We start from the raw sequence: 16,311 nt of genomic DNA, 5'->3' as shown, positions 1-16,311 counted from the left end.
AAAGATTTATTAAAGTAATCCCCATTTTTTGAATATAGATCAAATAATGGTTAAATTTGAATTATAACATTAAAAATAAAACTTATGTCATTTGAATTACCAAAATTAGGATATGCTTACGATGCTTTAGAGCCAACTATTGATGCAAAAACAATGGAAATCCACCATACGAAGCACCATCAGGCATATATCGACAATTTAAATAATGCAATTAAAGGTACAGATCTTGAAGGAAAAACAATTGAAGAGATCTGCCAGACAGGAACTGATAAACCAGCAGTGAGAAATAACGGAGGCGGACATTTTAACCACTCTTTATTTTGGGAAATTTTAACTCCGGGAGGAAGCAATGAGCCTGTAGGAAACGTAAAAGCTGCTATTGAAGCTTACGGCGGTCTTGAAAAATTCAAAACTGATTTTTCTGATGCTGCGAAAACAAGATTCGGTTCAGGATGGGCTTGGTTAATAAAAAATGCTGACGGTTCTGTTTCTGTATCTTCAACTCCAAACCAGGACAACCCGTTAATGCCTGTTGCAGATGTTAAGGGAACTCCAGTTTTAGGACTTGACGTTTGGGAGCACGCTTATTATTTAAATTATCAAAACAGAAGACCTGACTATGTTGCAGCATTTTTCTCTGTGGTAAACTGGGATAAAGTAGAGGAATTATTTAATAAATAATTTTTAACTATTTATAGAAAAAAAAGGCTCAGATTTACTCTGAGCCTTTTTATTGATGAGTTTTAATATAATTTTTACGGTTCTTTCTGCAGAACTACAAACGCTGGGAAGTGATCACTATAACCACCAGTGAATTGGTCGCCGTTCCAGGATCTGAAAGGATAACCTTTGTAATTTCCTTCTTTATTAACGAGATAAGCCGGAGCAAAAATTTCTGCTTTATAAACAGAATATTCTTTTGTCACCTGATCTGAAACTAAATTTTTAGAAACAATAATCTGGTCAAATAAGTTTGGTGCATCCTGATAAGCCAATGAAGCCACGCCCTTTTTATATAAAGGATACATTAAATTAACGTAAGGGTTTGTTTCACTTAAATCTTTCGGACTAGCCTGAGCTTTTAAATGATTTTTTAAACTTGAGCTCACGGGATCATCATTAAAATCTCCCATGGCAAACAATTTTGTTGAAGGATCTGCTGCTCTTAGGCTGTCCATTTGTTGTTTCAATAGAGCTGCTGCTGCATTTCTTTTGGGTAAAGAAGCTGCTTCACCACCTCTTCTTGAGGGCCAGTGATTCATAAAGAAAGCTACTTTTTCGTTATCCAGTATTCCTGTAACCACCAAAATATCTCTTGTGTACTCTCTTCTCCCATCATCGCCGAAAACTTTCAGCTCTTTTTTCAAAGAATTGGTAGGTGTGAATCTTCTTTTCTGATAAATCAAAGCTACATCAATCCCTCTGTAATCGTAAGAATTATAATGGATAATTCCGTAATCATATTTTTTTAAAGCGGGTTCTTTGATGAGATCTTCAATTACCTGTCTGTTCTCAACCTCAATAAGACCTACAATAGCCGGTGCAGTTTTGGTGTATTGAGCGCCCATTTCAGAAATTACCTTTGCTTCGTTGGCTAATTTAGCTTTGTAGATTTTAGTTCCGTAGTTTTTACCGCTTTTTGGTGTAAACTCGTCGGCACCACTTTGATATCTTACTGCTTTTTTGCCGATTAAAGCACCGTCGCTCCAAGGCCCGTCATACTTTTCAGCTTCCAGAAATTTGATAGAATCTAAAGGAATACTTCTGTGAAAAGCAGGATTTTTAATGTCTTTGGTTCCGTCTATATAATCTGCTGAGCGAATAGTATCCCAAAGGTTTTCTACATTTAAAAAACCTACTGTGGCTACTTTTCTCAGTTTTCCTTGCTGTTGTGCGAATGTTATTACCGAAAAAACGATAGCAAACAAACTCAAAAATCTCTTCATTTCGTTAGAGTTATTATTAATATTATTTAATGCGCAAATTTACTTTTTTTTAATTCATCCAATTTTAAATATTTGTAAATTTATAGCATAGTATATACAATTGTTTACATAATGAATCTTAAAAGTTTGCAATGTTAAGAAAAAATAACGTTAAAAAAGTTGTGATTTGTAAATTTTGACTAAATTTGCCTCCCCAACTTTTAAACTGTTGAAAATTAACAACAAAAGTATTTAAAAAAATAAATATACTCATGATTAAAAAACTATCATTAGTCTCTTTATTTACTTTACTGCCAGCTTCCTACTATTTTGCACAGACTACGGTTTCTGCATATTTAAAGGACGCTGATGGAAAACCTATCGAAAGGGCAGAAGTAGATCTTAAAGGGAAGGACAATGATGTAACGGCTGACAAAATTGGATATTTCCAGTTTGTAGACTTGATGCCGGGGCATTATCAAATTGTGGTTACGAAACCGAATTACGAAACAAAAGTAATGGAGTTTGACGTAATGGACAATGAGAAGAAAAAGGATTTAGGGACAATCACCCTTTATTCTGCACTTACAAACGCCGAACAAGGTTTAGCTATTATAGACAACAGTGGAACTGATGATGAAGACAGCAGCAGCGGACAGGCTTCTACAGTAGGTTTGCTACAGTCTTCTCAGGATGTTTTCAACAGAATTGCAAGTTTTGATCTTGGGGCATACTGGTTCAGACCAAGAGGTATTGACGGAAGAACTTCTGAAAATATGATGAATGGTGTTTCTATGGTGAAATCTGACAATGGAAATGTTGATTTTTCTAATTGGGGTGGTCTTAATGAAATTGTAAGATATCCGGAAATCTCTACCAACCATTCTCCTTCAGAGTATGCTTTTGGTGGTGCCAGCGGTATTATTTATAAAAACACGAAAGCAAGCGAATACAGAAAAGGATTCCAGGCTACTTATTCTATTACTAACAGAAATTACCGTCAAAGAGTTTCTCTGAGATATACTTCGGGGATGAGCAAAAAAGGATGGGCATTTACGGTGATGGGTGCAAAAAGATGGGCAGAAGAAGGGATTCAGGAAGGAACTTTCTATGATGCTTACGGTGCTTACTTAGGTATTGAGAAGAAATTTAATGATAGTCATACGATGACATTCAATGCATTTGCATCTCCGTACAGAAGGTCTACATCCAGCCCAAGTACTCAGGAAGTATACGATTACAGAGGAGTTCATTACAACTCATACTGGGGATGGCAGAATGGTGAAAAAAGAAACGAAAGAGTAAGAAAAGGTTTCCAGCCGATATTCCAATTGCAGGATTTCTGGAAAATTAACAAAAAGTCTAATTTATGGACTTCTGTCTCTTACCAGTTCGGAAAAGATAAAGGATCGAGATTAGATTGGCAGAATGCGGCTAACCCTTCTCCGACTTACTATAAGAAGTTACCTAGCTATTATCAGAACAGTATTACGTATAATGCATATCATAATAATACAGATCCTGCATTATATACTGAATTAAAAAATGGTTTCGATCAGGCAAATCAAGATTGGATCAATAACAATCAGGAAGTAACCCAAATCAACTGGAATAATTTATATGCAGCCAACCGTAACAGTGCCGATGGAAGCGCAAAATATTTCCTTGTAAATGATGTAAGTGATGATAAAATCTTAAATGCAGCAACGCATTACACTTACAATTTCAATGATAAGACAAGATTCTTATTAAACGTTTCGTATCAGAATTTTAAATCTGAATATTACAGAGAGATCAACGATTTATTAGGAGCAAGCTATGCTTTGAATGTTGACCCTTTTGCAGATTCAAATAAGCCATTGTCTTCAGGATTTTATAATATGAATGATTCTGAAACTCAAAAACGTGAGGGTGACAAGATAAATTACAACTATATTCTTAGAAGACAGGAAGTAAAAGTAAATCCTGGACTTAAATTATCTACAGGACAATTTGATGTTTTTGCAAGTGCTTTATTCAATTATTCTACATCGAATAGAGAAGGTTTATTCCAGAATTATTTATATCCGAACAATTCTTTTGGGGAAAGCAAAGATTTCAATTACCTGAATTACGGTTTGAAAGGACAGGTTATTTACAGATTGAACGGAAGAAATTTCTTCGTGTATAATGGAGCATATTTCTCTCAGGCACCTTTCTTAGAAGATATTTTCATCAATCCAAGGGCTAATAATTATTCGGTCCCAAATATTAAGAATGCAGTAGTAAGCGCAAATGACATCAGTTATGTAATGTCTACGCCTTTCTTAAAATTAAGAGCAACTGCTTATATTGTAAATACGCAGAATGACACGAATGTTCAGAGATTCTTTGCAGATGGACTAACAATCAGCGTAGATAATACTGATACTGGTGCAAGTGAAGATAAAACAGCGAGTGCATTTGTTACACAAACTATGTCTAATGTAAGCAAGCGTAATATGGGTGCTGAATTGGGAGTAGATGTTAAAATTTTACCAACGCTTTCTTTACAAGGGGTTGCAAGTTGGGGAGATTATAAATATACAAACAATCCGAATGTATATATTTCTTCAGATGTAATGTCTACTCCTTATGCTAACTTAGGTACAGCATATATTAAAGATTTCAAAGTTGGAGGTACGGCTCAAAAAGCTTTCTCTGCAGGATTCAGATACAATTCACCAAAGTACTGGTGGTTTGGAGCAAGCTGGAATTACATGGATGATAACAATCTTGATCCTTCAGCCATCCTTAGAACCGATGAATTTATCCAGAATAACAACAGCAGTACTCCTTATGTAAATCTTGATGATCCTAAGATCGAACGTTACATGAGACAGGCTCAGCTTCCTTCATCATTCTTTGTAAATGCAAACGTTGGAAAATCTTGGATGTTAGGTAAATATTATGTATTGATTTCAGGATCTGTGAATAATATCCTTGATAACATAAAATATATCACAGGAGGTTTTGAACAGATCAGAAGTTCAAACGGTACTGTAGACTTTGAAAACGATTTCAACAGTAAGAACCCGAATTTTGCACCAAAATACTGGTATACGCAAGGGCGTTCTTATTTTGTAAACCTACAAGTTAGATTCTAAAAAATTAACCAATAGAAATAAAAATAAAATGAATATAAAAAATTTCTTAAAAATTACTTTGGGAGCTGCCATATTAGGAGCTACTCAGATTTCGTGCATCCAGGATGATAAATGGGATGCGCCAGAGATTACATGTAATAATAAATTTTCGGCACCCACTATGACAATGGCTCAATTTATGGCATTGTCTCCGGCTGCTGGAGTTTACACGGTTCCTGCACAAGATGCTACTCATCCCGAAGTTATTTTTGACGGATATGTTGTTTCTTCTGATGCTAATGGAAACTTCTATAAAACACTTATTTTCCAGGATAAACCTGAAAATCCAACAGTAGGATTGGTAGTAGGTATTAATAAATCCATGAACTACACAGATTTTCCTGTTGGAGCACATATTAGAATCAGAGCAAATGGTATGGTTATCGGAAAATCAAATGATGTAATCACATTAGGGGTGAAAGATCCAGATTATGACATTGGTAGAATTCCTGAATCTATTATTGGTAGATTTATCTCAGGAGTATGTAATGGTAATGGGCTTGATATTGCGACAATCGTCCCTCAAGAATTGACTTTAACGCAAATTAAAGATCCAAAATATGTTAATACATTAGCAATCGTTAAAAATGTTCAGTTTACGAAAGGGGAAATAGGAATGGCTCTAATGAATAAAAATTCTGCCGGTGCCTATGTTGATACTGATAGAACATTAGTTGATGCTTCAGGAGCTAAAGGTATTGTAAGAACTGACGCTTTTTTCAAGCCAACATCTTATATTATTCCTGATAAAAGCGGAAATATTACTTTGGTAGTGAGTAAATATGGTAGCAACTATCAAAATATTATTAGAGGTGTTAGTGATATTAACTTTACTGGGACACGTTTCGCAGAAGGTATTTTAGGAGGTACGGCTCTTACTTATTCAGGAGCATTCACTGAAAATTTTGAAAGTTATGCTGTTGATAACGCTCTTTTTCCGAAATATATAAATTATTCATTTACAGGAAGTAGAAGCTGGCAGATAAAAAGTTTCAATGCGAATAAGTATATCCAAATGTCTGCTAATGGAGGGACAGCTAATACAGCATATGATACTTATTTCATGGTTCCTGTAGACTTTACGGCTGCTAATACTTTGGCATTTAGGGTTAATGTAGGTTATTATAATGGTGCGGCTCTTAAAGTTTACACAACAACAAATTATACTCCGGGTACAGAAATTACTACGGCTACTTTGAATGACATTACATCAAACTTTACGATTCCTACAGGACCTACAGGTACTTATGGGGTTTTAGCACCGGCGGGTACTTATGGTCTGCCTACTGGTCTTACGGGTAACGGATTTATTGTATTTAAGTATGAAGGAAATAGTTCTGGAATTACAACAACATATCAATTAGATGATATTACAGTTAATTAATTTGACTTGAATATTTAAAATATAAAGACTGTCTTTTTAGGCAGTCTTTTTTAGTTTAATTATTATTTATTACAGTAATTCAATAAACAAAAAACCACCGCATCCGCAGTGGTTATAACTAACTTAAATTCTTTTCTAAAAAGAAGCTTCATTCACCTCTTTTCCGCGCTGAAAATTCATTACTTTCTGACTTCCTTTATAAGCTACAGTAACAATGTTAATCTGCTTAGGAAAAGCGCTTAAAAGTATTGTATTCTTTATTTTTAAGGTGCTAATGTCTGACACGCCGGCAGACTCAAAATACACCCATACAGTTTCTCCGCTTACCTGACTTCCCGTAAATGTAATCGTTTTAGGAGAGCCATTGACGTACACATCAAAATTATTATTCACATATTTTTTTACTTCTGCCTCAAATCCTGCCGTGTTGGGATTGATTTTTATAGCGTCAGATATATGATTTGTATTCATTTTTGTGGTGAACTTCAACGTTTTGCTTCCGTCGATATAATCCACTTTCGTCATTGAAGAGAAAAAGTCAACATACATAAAACTCATTAACACAAAAAAGGTTAATATTCCTGATATATATATAAGTTTTTTCATCTTAATTAATAGATTTACAATCATGCTTGTCTGGTTTAAGTCACAAATAATATGCCAATTAAAAATTCACATTAACAGAGTATTTATCATAAAATGCTTTGATATGTGCTACGGCTTCATCAGCAGTATCTACCACTCTGTAAAGGTCAAGATCTTCCTCATGAATCATCTTTTCTTTCAATAAAGTTGCTTTAAACCAATCCAATAATCCGCTCCAGAATTCTGAACCGACTAATACGATAGGGAATTTTCCGATTTTATTGGTCTGAATTAAAGTTAAGGCTTCCGTAAGTTCATCCAGCGTTCCAAAACCTCCTGGCATTACCACGAAACCTTGAGAATATTTTACAAACATTACCTTTCTCACGAAAAAGTAATCAAAGTTCATGGAATACGATCTGTTGATATAAGGATTAAAATGCTGCTCAAAAGGAAGATCAATATTCAAACCGATTGACTTTCCCTGTGCATTGAAAGCACCTTTGTTTCCTGCTTCCATAATTCCGGGGCCACCGCCTGTGATGATTCCGAAACCGATTTTAGTAATTTTTTCGGCAATTTCTACTGCCATTTCATAATATTTGCTTTCAGGCTTCAATCTTGCAGAACCGAAAATAGAAACGCAAGGACCGATTTTAGCCAGTTTTTCATAACCGTCCACAAATTCCGCCATCACCTTAAACACCATCCAGCTGTCTTTCGTAACGGTTTCATCCCAGGTTTTTTGTCTTAAACTGTTATGTAATTTTGTTTCATTAACGTCAAGTTCAGGTTTTACCAAACTTTCGTCTCTCGTTCCTTCGATTTCCATCGCAAATAATTATTTAAAATATTTTTCAGCTTCTGTTACAGATTCCGGTCTTCCAACATCGATAAGAATACTGGCGTGTACAAAGCCGTGAATTTGCTCGGTCTGCATCAGGTCCAGATACTCTTCCATAACAGAAAATTTGCCCTTTCTTTTTATTTTGTCAAAGATAACAGGATTGATGCAGTGAACGCCGCTAAAAGCCAATGCCTTGAATCCTTTGTTGAATTCTGCGAGTCTCTGTTCACCGGTTTGCACATTCAGCCAGCCTCTCAAAACCAAATCATCGTTGAATAACAACTTTCTCGAACTTTCTCTGTCCGAAACGGCTAATGTAGCGAAATCTTTTATCTTTTTGTGGTACTTTACCAGATCATTGATATTGATGTTGGTTAAAATATCAGCATTCATGATCACAAAATCTTCCCCGTGATCCAGAAATCTTTTAGCAAAAATCAAGCCGCCACCGGTTTCCAATAACTCTTCAGACTCGTCGGAGATTTCAATACGGCATCCGAAGTTATCGTTTTGCTTTAAAAAATCAACAATCTGATTTCCAAAATGATGAACATTGATCACGAAATCCTTTATTCCAAAACTTTTAAGATAAGTAATATTTCTTTCCAGAAGCGGAATGCCATTCACTTTCGCCAATGCTTTCGGATGATGATCTGTGAAAGGTTTCAGTCTTGTTCCTTTTCCTGCTGCAAAAATTAGAGCCTTCATATTTTATGGGTAATGAGTAATTGGTAATGAGTAATTTTAAATAAATAATAATTAACGAAGTTAAAATATTATTTATTACGCATTATTCATTACTTATAATTAAGTTGGTGCTGTTCGTCATGGTGAAGGCTGATCTCCACTTTGTCACCATATTTTTCCTGAATGAATTGTGTGATTTTTATCGCAGAATACACCGATCTGTGTTGTCCGCCTGTACATCCGAAGTTGATCTGAAGATTTTCAAACCCTCTTTCCAGGTAATTATCAATATTAATGGAGACTAAGCTTTTAATTAATTCTAAAAACTTTGGCATATCGGTTTTAGTTTCCAGATATTCCTGAACGCCAATGTCGTTTCCTGTCTGGATTTTATATTCTTCCACTCTCCCTGGATTTAAAATTCCGCGGCAGTCGAAGGTGAAACCGCCCCCGTTTCCTGTATCATCTTTAGGAATTCCTCCTTTCTTGTACGAAAAACTGTGTATGTCGATGTGTAGCATTTTCTTTTATATTTTAATTATGTTTTGAACCAATAAATAAACCTTAATGGTTTAGAATCTCTTCAATTTTTAACTTAGTTTTCTCCAACCTCAACTGCATAATAACTTTTTCCAATTCGGGATACTCTTTCATATTTTCCCAAGTCTGTGCAAATTCTGTAATATTTTCTATTCCTTTTTCAATACTTTCAATAAAGTGTTTTTTCCTTTGAATCAGCCCTCTAAACCCGTAAGCTCCTAAAACCTGCAAAAATCTCATCATCTGAATTGGTTTCACCGAAGATTTTAGTTGATTTCGGATTTCTTCATTTCTAAATTGATGGATGTAAAAATCCAACATCTCATTTTTAAAACTTTCAGGGAAATTGGCTTTAGCCTGAAACAAAAAAGAAATCACATCGTACATCAGCGGACCTTTCATTGCCGACTGATAGTCGATAAACGAAACTTTATTCTTCTCATTTACCATAATATTTCTTGCCTGAAAATCACGAATCATTATTCCTTTCGGCTCAAGATTTTCGATGAGGTCGACGATTTTTTTGAATTCCTTGAGAAGGGTAGACTTATGATATTCCAGTTCCAGAAAATCGGCAACGAAATTTTTAAAGTAATATAGGTCGTGCATTATCGGAAGTTCATCATAGCTTTCATACTCAAAAGTTTTGCTGAAATCGATGTTATCCTGTGTTGAAATCTGTAACTGATACAGTTTCTCCAATGTCTGTTTTACCAAAGATTGAACATGATCTGATAAACCTTCTTTTGCAATGACTTCGGAAAGGGTATTTTCTCCTAGAAATTCCTGAATATAGATTTTCCGGTCATCGGAAATCGCAAAAATTGTGGGTGTATTGAGGTGTAAACCTGAGAAAATCTTAGAATAATACAAAAAACTTTCATTTTCCTGAATATTTTCATTAAAGGTAATAATATACTTTTTATCGGTTTTCGCTAAAAAATTTACTCTTGCCGAACCGCTTTGGGCTAAAATGCTCAACTCAAAAGATTCTTTACCTGTATAATTTTCGAAAAATCGGTGGATGTTTTCTGGATTCATAGATGAAACAAATATAGTAATTTACGGGCTAATTTCTATATTTGTATTATGCTAAAGGATTTTAAACCCGTCTTAGGTATTTTACTTCGCTTCATCATTATTTATTTGGTGTTGCTTTTTGCCTATCAGTTTTATCTGAATAGTTTTGAAGAGATAGGGTTAGATCCTCTTTCCCGAATGATCGCCAATCAGGTACTTGCAGTACAGAATATGATCGGTTATCCAACGCAATTATATGATGATGTGAAAGGCGGACAGGCGTGGTTTTACGTAAACGGCGAGTACGTAACAAGGATGGTGGAAGGATGTAATGCGATTTCTGTTATGATTCTTTTTGTCGCTTTTATTTTTGCTTTTTATAAAGGAAAAAAGACTTTTGTTTTTTCATTATTGGGACTCATTCTGCTTTATGTTATGAACGTGTTGAGAATTATCGGACTCAATATTGTAATGGTAGATTATAAACAATACGGTAAAATTTCTCACGACTATATTTTCCCTGCTGTTATTTATGGAACGGTAGTGGCTGGATGGCTAATCTGGATTAAATTTTTTTCTTTAAAACATGAAAATTCTTAGTTACTTTTTAGTCATCATCGGAATTTTTGGTCTCATAAGCGTTCGGGCGCTTGAAGACAAAATTTTCTATGATCCTTTCCTTACTTATTTTCATGAAGCGAATAAAAATATGCCTTTCCCATCTTTTGAATGGGGTAAATTAATTCTCGGGCATCTTTTCAGATTTATTTTAAACGTATTATTTTCCTGTCTGATTATTCATTTCTGTTTTAAAAATAAAGAATGGACGATTCAGGGAGCGCTTTTAATTACGATTATTTTCTTGATTACCTTTCCAATTTATCTGTATTGTATATTTGACAGGTTTGAAATCGGGTATCTTTTTTCTTTTTATATGAGGAGGTTTGTCATTCAGCCTTTGATTTTACTGCTTATTATTCCGATGTTTTACTACAGGAAGCAGATGTTGAAATCTACTTTGGGCATCAAAAAATAAAGTTTTTTTTAAATGAAAATTCGGTTAATATTATAAAAATTTCATCTAAAAGAGAAATGTTTATCATGTTTTAAATCTTAATCGTTTGTTTTGGTTAAATATCTAAGAAACACCTCAGTTTTTGCCGTGTTTTCTTTGCAATATTTTTCTGTTGGTATCGTTAGTTTTGTAATCATAATCACATCGCTGTGAAATTTTTTTTACAATCTTTCCAACCAAAAGATAAAATAATGCATCTATAATAAAAACAAGTATATTTAATCACATAAAAACTAACAACTTCAATGAGAAAAAAAATAATTCTCCGGCTGTCGCTTCTGATAGTCTCTCTCAATTTACTTTGGTCTTGTCGGAATGAAGACTTTGTACAGGCTGATAAAAATCCCCAACGAAATAACCAAGATTTCTTTAAGCATTCCAAAAATGGAGGAGCGAATGCACGAGCAGGAGTGGATTATGTAGACATTTTGGAAGCTTATAACAGAGAAAAAGATTTTCTTGCGCAGATGCCCGACCAAAAAGGGATGCCGATCTGGGAGAAAATGCAGGTAGTGGATGCCGAAGGGGCAACGGGTCTTATCATTCCTCTTTCATTTAATAGTGAAGAGCTGAGCTCATTACTTTTTGTAATTTTAGATTCCAAAAACAAGGTTACAGGAACTAATAATATTACCAATACACGTCTGGAAGCGATTGTTTACAATGCTGATTATTCTAAGAGTTTGAGAGAAAAACTGATGAACAATTTTATAACGATGGATTATGAAGTTTTTGGAAATACACTGTTTGGAAACATTCCTGGAGATTTGTATATAGGTCATAAGATTGAAGATTCGGACAGACTTGCCTACGGAGGGAATCGGGGTGACTATACCGGCACATTAATACGGGACGACAATAGTAAAATGATGGTTATAGATGCTACTACCTGTACTACTGTTTACCATTGTACGCATCATGGGGAAGGAAGTTGCGATCATTGTATTAAATGTGAAACTACTACGTGTACCACCAACTCAATTCCGATTTTTATTGATGAAGGCACTGATTTTCCTACTGGTAATGATACTCCTGGCACAGGCGGGGGTGGTACAGGTATCGGTACCGGAGAAGGCCCAACAAATCCCGGCCCGGGACAGCCTAAAGATCCATGTGCTTCTGCCTCAGTTTTCTACAGGCTGATGCCGGGATGCGGTGGTAGTGGAAATCCTGATTTTCCTGAGCTTGATGATCCTTGTACGAAAACCCAAAATCTTCTCGCCAACCCTGAAGTAGCGGAGAAAATACAAATATTAAAGCAAAAAGCAGAAGTGCCAAATGCCAATGAATTTGGCTTTAAAGTAAGACCTGATGGAACAACTTCAAATCTAATAGAAGGAGAAAAGAAAAAGATAGATCTTGGAGACATGCATGGCTTTGCAAGTTTTTATCATTCTCATCCTGGATTTTCGGGAATTAATATATTTTCTCCACCAGATATACAGAGCATGTTTATAGCAATAATTACAGCAGGGAATAGTTCTAGTTTTAAAGATATTTCTTTCGGAGTTATTGGCTCTGAAGCTTGTTCTACCTGTCTGGGTGGTGTAAAGTATTTTCATTATGTTATTCATTATAACGGGCAATTTTCGGATGCAGGACCGATTGCCTCAACTGATTATGATATGACAACAATGAATATAGATTATGAAAATAGGCAAGCGGAAATTGTAGAAACAAATCCTGATTGTACAGACGATGGGTCATCACTAAATCATCGAGGGGTAGAAAAATTATTTTTTAATACCTTAGACAAGATGAATATTAATAAAAGTAAAACAATATTGCAAAGAATAGAAAATGATGGAACTGTTTATACGATTACGCCAAATGGTGACGGAACTACGACTGCTACGCCTTGCATTTAATTTAAATAAAATTACAATATGAAAACATTATATAAAAATATTATTTTTTCTTTAGCTTTTATATGCGTTATTTCCTGTAATGCACAACAATATCCTTTAAATACATTAATGGAAAATATTCCGCAAGGCGGGTATGTAAAAGATCTTAATAATGAACTAAACCCCTACGTGGGGACTTATAGAACAAATTTTAACGGCAACGAAATAACTTTATTTATTACAAAACAAGAAAATAAATATACAAAAAGAGTTAATAAAACTTATTTTATGGATGTTTTAGTCATGAAATATATCATTAAAAATTCATCAGGTCAAATCTTACAAGATACTCAAAATGGTGTTACTCAATTAAACACTATCGAAAGTATAAGATCTCGACCTAATCAAAATACTGTCATTTTATATTACGAAGGAACAAATTGTGGAGTAGGGTGGGGTAAAATCATTTTAAAGAAGATTAATGCTACTCAGGTTTCATGGTTTTATGGAGGAAATCATTCCATGATTAATGATCAGAACTGTTCGGGAAATCCAGATACGACAATATATCTTCCAGACGAAGAGACTATTATTTTCACGAAACAATAAAAATACATAAGCATGAAAAATATATTTTTATTGTTAATATTTACAACACAATTTTACGTTTTGGGTCAGGAAATAAAAATGCCTGATAACTTTATAGAAAAACCTATTCCTACTCTTGAATCGGAAGAATGGTATTCTTTAAATCATGCAGGATATTATTACTATGTAAAAATGCATAAAGGCAAGCTGATCGCCGAAAAAAGTACGGAAGAGTATAATGCAGAATTGAAAATTCCGGAAGGAAAATTAATAGCAGAAAACAATGGAGAGTGGGGAGGAAAGTTATATTTTCAACCTAAAAATAGTCTCAAAAGAATAGAAGTCAAGTCAGGAAATATTGTAGATATTTTCAAGTTTAAAAATAAAATTTACATTGTTGAAGGACTTGCACATATGGGAAGTAGCTCAGGAGCAATATATGAATTAATAAGGCAGGATAATGAATTTATATATAAAAAGATACTTAATTTTGAGAATGATGCACCTGTACTACTGACAAATTTTCGTAATAAAGTTTATATGGTTTCTGATAAAAATTTTTATGAAATAGATTTGAGAAATGGTACTTCCGACAAAATCCTTGAAAACCAATTTTGGAGAGGGCTTTATCCTCAGTCGATAGTTATTTTTGATGAGAAAAATATTTTTGTAGGCATTAGAGGAGGTATTGTAAAAATAAACGCAAAAGACAAAACGATGAATTTTTATACGGATAAGAAGTGATGAAAATATTTATATCAATTCTAACATTTACATTGCTAACGAGTTGTAGTCTAATACAGAAAAAGAACAGACATTATCTGGGAACGCTGGAAAATGTAAAAGTGATTATTTCTCATGAGGATTCTATAAAAATAGCATGGTCTAAACGTTATCACTGCTCAGAAATGATAAACGAAGCCAACTTCAAAGGAAGCATTTCTACTTTTAGACAACTTATATATGATAAGTTTAAACCTTCAAAAAATGCTAAATCAGGAGAAAATCTCATTCGTATTACAATAGGAAAAACCAATAATCTTGAAAATGCAGAAATAATAAGTTACACTGATGAAGAAAGTAAAAGTTTGATTGAGGATATTTTTCGATCAGAAGAATTGGGTAAATGGACTTCGGCAAATCAATTTTTAATCCCTGTAAAACAACAATTTGAAATAAGTATTTTTATAAAATAATAAGTATAGCCTTTTTTGCGGAGATTTTATCCTTACTTCAATTTCAATCAACTATGAAAAAAATAATATTTTCTATCTTAATGTGCTTTTCGTTCTGCTTTATAGAGGCTCAAAAAGTTAAAGCAGAAGGATCTGTAAAAAAACCGACGAAAAGTTTCCCGACTACCTTTATTACATTAATTGATACCAATAATGGGCTTACTAAATTTGGAGCCAAAGATTTTCAGATAACGTCGAACAATGATGTTATAATTTATACGGATGAGAATGGCTATTTTTCAGTCGATGCAAAACCAAGTGATTCTTTATTATTCAAAAATAATCTCAAAAGGTACTACCCAGAGAAATATGCAGTCTCAGATGTAATGAAAAACAAGAATTTTGTCTTAGAGTTTAGAGAAAAACCTTGTATATCTGAAAAGGAATGTGATCAGAAAAAACCGTCAAGGGTGTACGCATTCATTGGAAAAAAGATTAATGTATCTTATGTAGATACATCTAAATATTGCGACGATATGATGAATAGTAAATACAAAGCGCAATATGCAATAGAAAAAGAATTTGGAGAACATTATCCGAAATCAACAATAGAATTCACAGCCTATGATCATAACACTAAATATGATGGCTTATTTTTTAATTATGAAAATGTATTAATTTATGTAGGAGAGTTTTGTGGAGAACTTATTTATTTAAGAGAGAACTTTTTCCCGGTCTATAAAACAAAAGAAGGAAGATGGGCAATTCCTGTATATCATAAGTATAATCACTGGTTTGGCTTAGAAAAGCTTACATCTACACCAATGACATTTGATGACTCGTTAACGTTTGATATTCCGACATCATTTTCTGCTGAAAAAATTGAAGAATTATTCCCAAAAAAAGATTTTAAAATTGAAAACGGAAAAGCATATCCGTTAATGGGAAGATATGTAGAAGATTTGGTAAAATCTAACGATGAAATCTTGAATTAAAAAACAATTAATTATGTGTATTTTTCAGATTGATCCTGATATTACAGTTTAAAAAAAAACGCACCAAAATCTTGGTGCGTTTTTAAATATTTGTAAAAGAATTATTCTTTATTAAGGTATTTATCTAGTTCTTCCTTAACTTTTGAAAGAGAATTTTCATCAGTAATAATCATGTTTATAATAACTTTTCCTTTTTGAACACCAACTCCACCTGCTCCGGTTTTATCTTTATTCTCAATATTATTTGTTACTTGAATCTTTTGATTATCTCTGAAAAGTTCATGAATTTCCACGTCAAAAATCTCAGCTAACTTCGGAATGTATTGAGACTTTACATCAAACATTTCGTTTTCCCAATTGGCGTAGGTTGCTCTGTCGATATGTAACTGATCTGCCATGTCCTGCTGTGAAAATTTTGTTTTGCTTCTTAGTCTTTTAAGATTCGTTCCGACCCCCATATTTGTTATTTTTAGCAAATG

The 16,311-nt window shown here is 33.9% G+C and carries 17 protein-coding genes; 10 read left to right on the top strand and 7 right to left on the bottom strand.

The window, feature by feature from the left end:
- Window positions 1-84 precede the first annotated feature (84 nt).
- Complete coding sequence (locus tag ASG22_RS12945) at window positions 85-681, top strand: superoxide dismutase (protein WP_055985200.1); 597 nt, start codon at window positions 85-87, stop codon at window positions 679-681.
- Window positions 682-755: 74 nt separating this feature from the next.
- Here the strand turns inward: ASG22_RS12945 and ASG22_RS12940 are convergent, their stop codons facing one another.
- On the bottom strand, window positions 756-1,946 hold the full coding sequence (locus tag ASG22_RS12940; RefSeq protein WP_055985198.1) for an endonuclease: 1,191 nt from the start codon (window positions 1,944-1,946) through the stop codon (window positions 756-758).
- A 251-nt stretch (window positions 1,947-2,197) separates the two neighbouring features.
- Between ASG22_RS12940 and ASG22_RS12935 the strand changes: the two genes are divergently transcribed.
- On the top strand, window positions 2,198-5,050 hold the full coding sequence (locus tag ASG22_RS12935; RefSeq protein WP_055985194.1) for a carboxypeptidase-like regulatory domain-containing protein: 2,853 nt from the start codon (window positions 2,198-2,200) through the stop codon (window positions 5,048-5,050).
- A 28-nt stretch (window positions 5,051-5,078) separates the two neighbouring features.
- Window positions 5,079-6,473: a DUF5689 domain-containing protein gene (locus tag ASG22_RS12930; RefSeq protein ID WP_055985191.1), complete on the top strand. Its 1,395-nt coding sequence runs from the start codon at window positions 5,079-5,081 to the stop codon at window positions 6,471-6,473.
- Between the two features lie 135 nt (window positions 6,474-6,608).
- Here ASG22_RS12930 and ASG22_RS12925 read toward each other — a convergent pair whose 3' ends face one another.
- The 5 genes from ASG22_RS12925 to ASG22_RS12905 all read right to left on the bottom strand — a co-directional run bounded on the left by ASG22_RS12925 (window position 6,609) and on the right by ASG22_RS12905 (window position 10,173).
- Window positions 6,609-7,079 (bottom strand): DUF6702 family protein, encoded by a 471-nt coding sequence (locus ASG22_RS12925; protein ID WP_238586914.1) that lies wholly within the window; start codon window positions 7,077-7,079, stop codon window positions 6,609-6,611.
- A gap of 58 nt (window positions 7,080-7,137) precedes the next feature.
- A complete protein-coding gene (locus ASG22_RS12920) occupies window positions 7,138-7,890 on the bottom strand; it encodes a TIGR00730 family Rossman fold protein (protein WP_055985185.1) in 753 nt (250 codons plus the stop codon).
- A 9-nt stretch (window positions 7,891-7,899) separates the two neighbouring features.
- The gene (locus ASG22_RS12915; RefSeq protein WP_055985182.1) at window positions 7,900-8,613 is read right to left on the bottom strand and encodes an NDP-sugar synthase; all 714 of its coding nucleotides are present in this window, start codon (window positions 8,611-8,613) and stop codon (window positions 7,900-7,902) included.
- 89 nt (window positions 8,614-8,702) lie between these two features.
- Entirely contained in the window at window positions 8,703-9,113 is a 411-nt protein-coding gene (locus tag ASG22_RS12910) for an RNase adapter RapZ (RefSeq protein ID WP_055985179.1), read from the bottom strand.
- Window positions 9,114-9,156: 43 nt separating this feature from the next.
- A complete protein-coding gene (locus ASG22_RS12905) occupies window positions 9,157-10,173 on the bottom strand; it encodes an aminoglycoside phosphotransferase family protein (protein WP_055985177.1) in 1,017 nt (338 codons plus the stop codon).
- Between the two features lie 48 nt (window positions 10,174-10,221).
- On the opposite strand from ASG22_RS12905, the gene xrtF reads away from it, so the two are divergent.
- From xrtF to ASG22_RS12870, 7 genes are all read left to right on the top strand, one after another.
- The gene (gene xrtF, locus ASG22_RS12900) at window positions 10,222-10,752 is read left to right on the top strand and encodes an exosortase family protein XrtF (RefSeq protein WP_055985174.1); all 531 of its coding nucleotides are present in this window, start codon (window positions 10,222-10,224) and stop codon (window positions 10,750-10,752) included.
- Complete coding sequence (locus tag ASG22_RS12895; RefSeq protein WP_055985171.1) at window positions 10,739-11,188, top strand: exosortase F system-associated membrane protein; 450 nt, start codon at window positions 10,739-10,741, stop codon at window positions 11,186-11,188. The genes xrtF and ASG22_RS12895 overlap by 14 nt, the downstream gene beginning before the upstream one ends.
- A gap of 284 nt (window positions 11,189-11,472) precedes the next feature.
- Window positions 11,473-13,095, top strand: a complete 1,623-nt coding sequence (locus ASG22_RS12890; protein WP_055985168.1) for a hypothetical protein — start codon at window positions 11,473-11,475, stop codon at window positions 13,093-13,095.
- Between the two features lie 18 nt (window positions 13,096-13,113).
- Window positions 13,114-13,683 (top strand): DUF6705 family protein, encoded by a 570-nt coding sequence (locus ASG22_RS12885; RefSeq protein ID WP_055985166.1) that lies wholly within the window; start codon window positions 13,114-13,116, stop codon window positions 13,681-13,683.
- A 12-nt stretch (window positions 13,684-13,695) separates the two neighbouring features.
- Window positions 13,696-14,406, top strand: a complete 711-nt coding sequence (locus tag ASG22_RS12880) for a hypothetical protein (protein ID WP_055985163.1) — start codon at window positions 13,696-13,698, stop codon at window positions 14,404-14,406.
- A 101-nt stretch (window positions 14,407-14,507) separates the two neighbouring features.
- On the top strand, window positions 14,508-14,858 hold the full coding sequence (locus tag ASG22_RS20920) for a hypothetical protein (RefSeq protein ID WP_238586913.1): 351 nt from the start codon (window positions 14,508-14,510) through the stop codon (window positions 14,856-14,858).
- 53 nt (window positions 14,859-14,911) lie between these two features.
- Entirely contained in the window at window positions 14,912-15,832 is a 921-nt protein-coding gene (locus ASG22_RS12870; RefSeq protein ID WP_055985157.1) for a hypothetical protein, read from the top strand.
- A gap of 101 nt (window positions 15,833-15,933) precedes the next feature.
- On the opposite strand, the gene ASG22_RS12865 is transcribed toward ASG22_RS12870, so the two are convergent.
- Complete coding sequence (locus ASG22_RS12865) at window positions 15,934-16,290, bottom strand: helix-turn-helix domain-containing protein (RefSeq protein WP_055985154.1); 357 nt, start codon at window positions 16,288-16,290, stop codon at window positions 15,934-15,936.
- Window positions 16,291-16,311: the final 21 nt, after the last annotated feature.

Source organism: Chryseobacterium sp. Leaf405 (assembly GCF_001425355.1).
In the GTDB taxonomy this organism is placed as follows: Bacteria; Bacteroidota; Bacteroidia; order Flavobacteriales; family Weeksellaceae; genus Chryseobacterium.
The sequence above is the reverse complement of the archived record's forward strand: the minus strand, read 5'-3'. Positions and strand labels throughout refer to the sequence as shown.

Bases quoted from the DNA above. Each gene is read 5' to 3' on its own strand.
- ASG22_RS12945 (WP_055985200.1), top strand. From the start codon at position 85: ATGTCATTTGAATTACCAAAATTAGGATATGCTTACGATGCTTTAGAG.
- ASG22_RS12940 (WP_055985198.1), bottom strand. From the start codon at position 1,946: ATGAAGAGATTTTTGAGTTTGTTTGCTATCGTTTTTTCGGTAATAACA.
- ASG22_RS12935 (WP_055985194.1), top strand. From the start codon at position 2,198: ATGATTAAAAAACTATCATTAGTCTCTTTATTTACTTTACTGCCAGCT.
- ASG22_RS12930 (WP_055985191.1), top strand. From the start codon at position 5,079: ATGAATATAAAAAATTTCTTAAAAATTACTTTGGGAGCTGCCATATTA.
- ASG22_RS12925 (WP_238586914.1), bottom strand. From the start codon at position 7,079: ATGAAAAAACTTATATATATATCAGGAATATTAACCTTTTTTGTGTTA.
- ASG22_RS12920 (WP_055985185.1), bottom strand. From the start codon at position 7,890: ATGGAAATCGAAGGAACGAGAGACGAAAGTTTGGTAAAACCTGAACTT.
- ASG22_RS12915 (WP_055985182.1), bottom strand. From the start codon at position 8,613: ATGAAGGCTCTAATTTTTGCAGCAGGAAAAGGAACAAGACTGAAACCT.
- ASG22_RS12910 (WP_055985179.1), bottom strand. From the start codon at position 9,113: ATGCTACACATCGACATACACAGTTTTTCGTACAAGAAAGGAGGAATT.
- ASG22_RS12905 (WP_055985177.1), bottom strand. From the start codon at position 10,173: ATGAATCCAGAAAACATCCACCGATTTTTCGAAAATTATACAGGTAAA.
- xrtF (WP_055985174.1), top strand. From the start codon at position 10,222: ATGCTAAAGGATTTTAAACCCGTCTTAGGTATTTTACTTCGCTTCATC.
- ASG22_RS12895 (WP_055985171.1), top strand. From the start codon at position 10,739: ATGAAAATTCTTAGTTACTTTTTAGTCATCATCGGAATTTTTGGTCTC.
- ASG22_RS12890 (WP_055985168.1), top strand. From the start codon at position 11,473: ATGAGAAAAAAAATAATTCTCCGGCTGTCGCTTCTGATAGTCTCTCTC.
- ASG22_RS12885 (WP_055985166.1), top strand. From the start codon at position 13,114: ATGAAAACATTATATAAAAATATTATTTTTTCTTTAGCTTTTATATGC.
- ASG22_RS12880 (WP_055985163.1), top strand. From the start codon at position 13,696: ATGAAAAATATATTTTTATTGTTAATATTTACAACACAATTTTACGTT.
- ASG22_RS12870 (WP_055985157.1), top strand. From the start codon at position 14,912: ATGAAAAAAATAATATTTTCTATCTTAATGTGCTTTTCGTTCTGCTTT.
- ASG22_RS12865 (WP_055985154.1), bottom strand. From the start codon at position 16,290: ATGGGGGTCGGAACGAATCTTAAAAGACTAAGAAGCAAAACAAAATTT.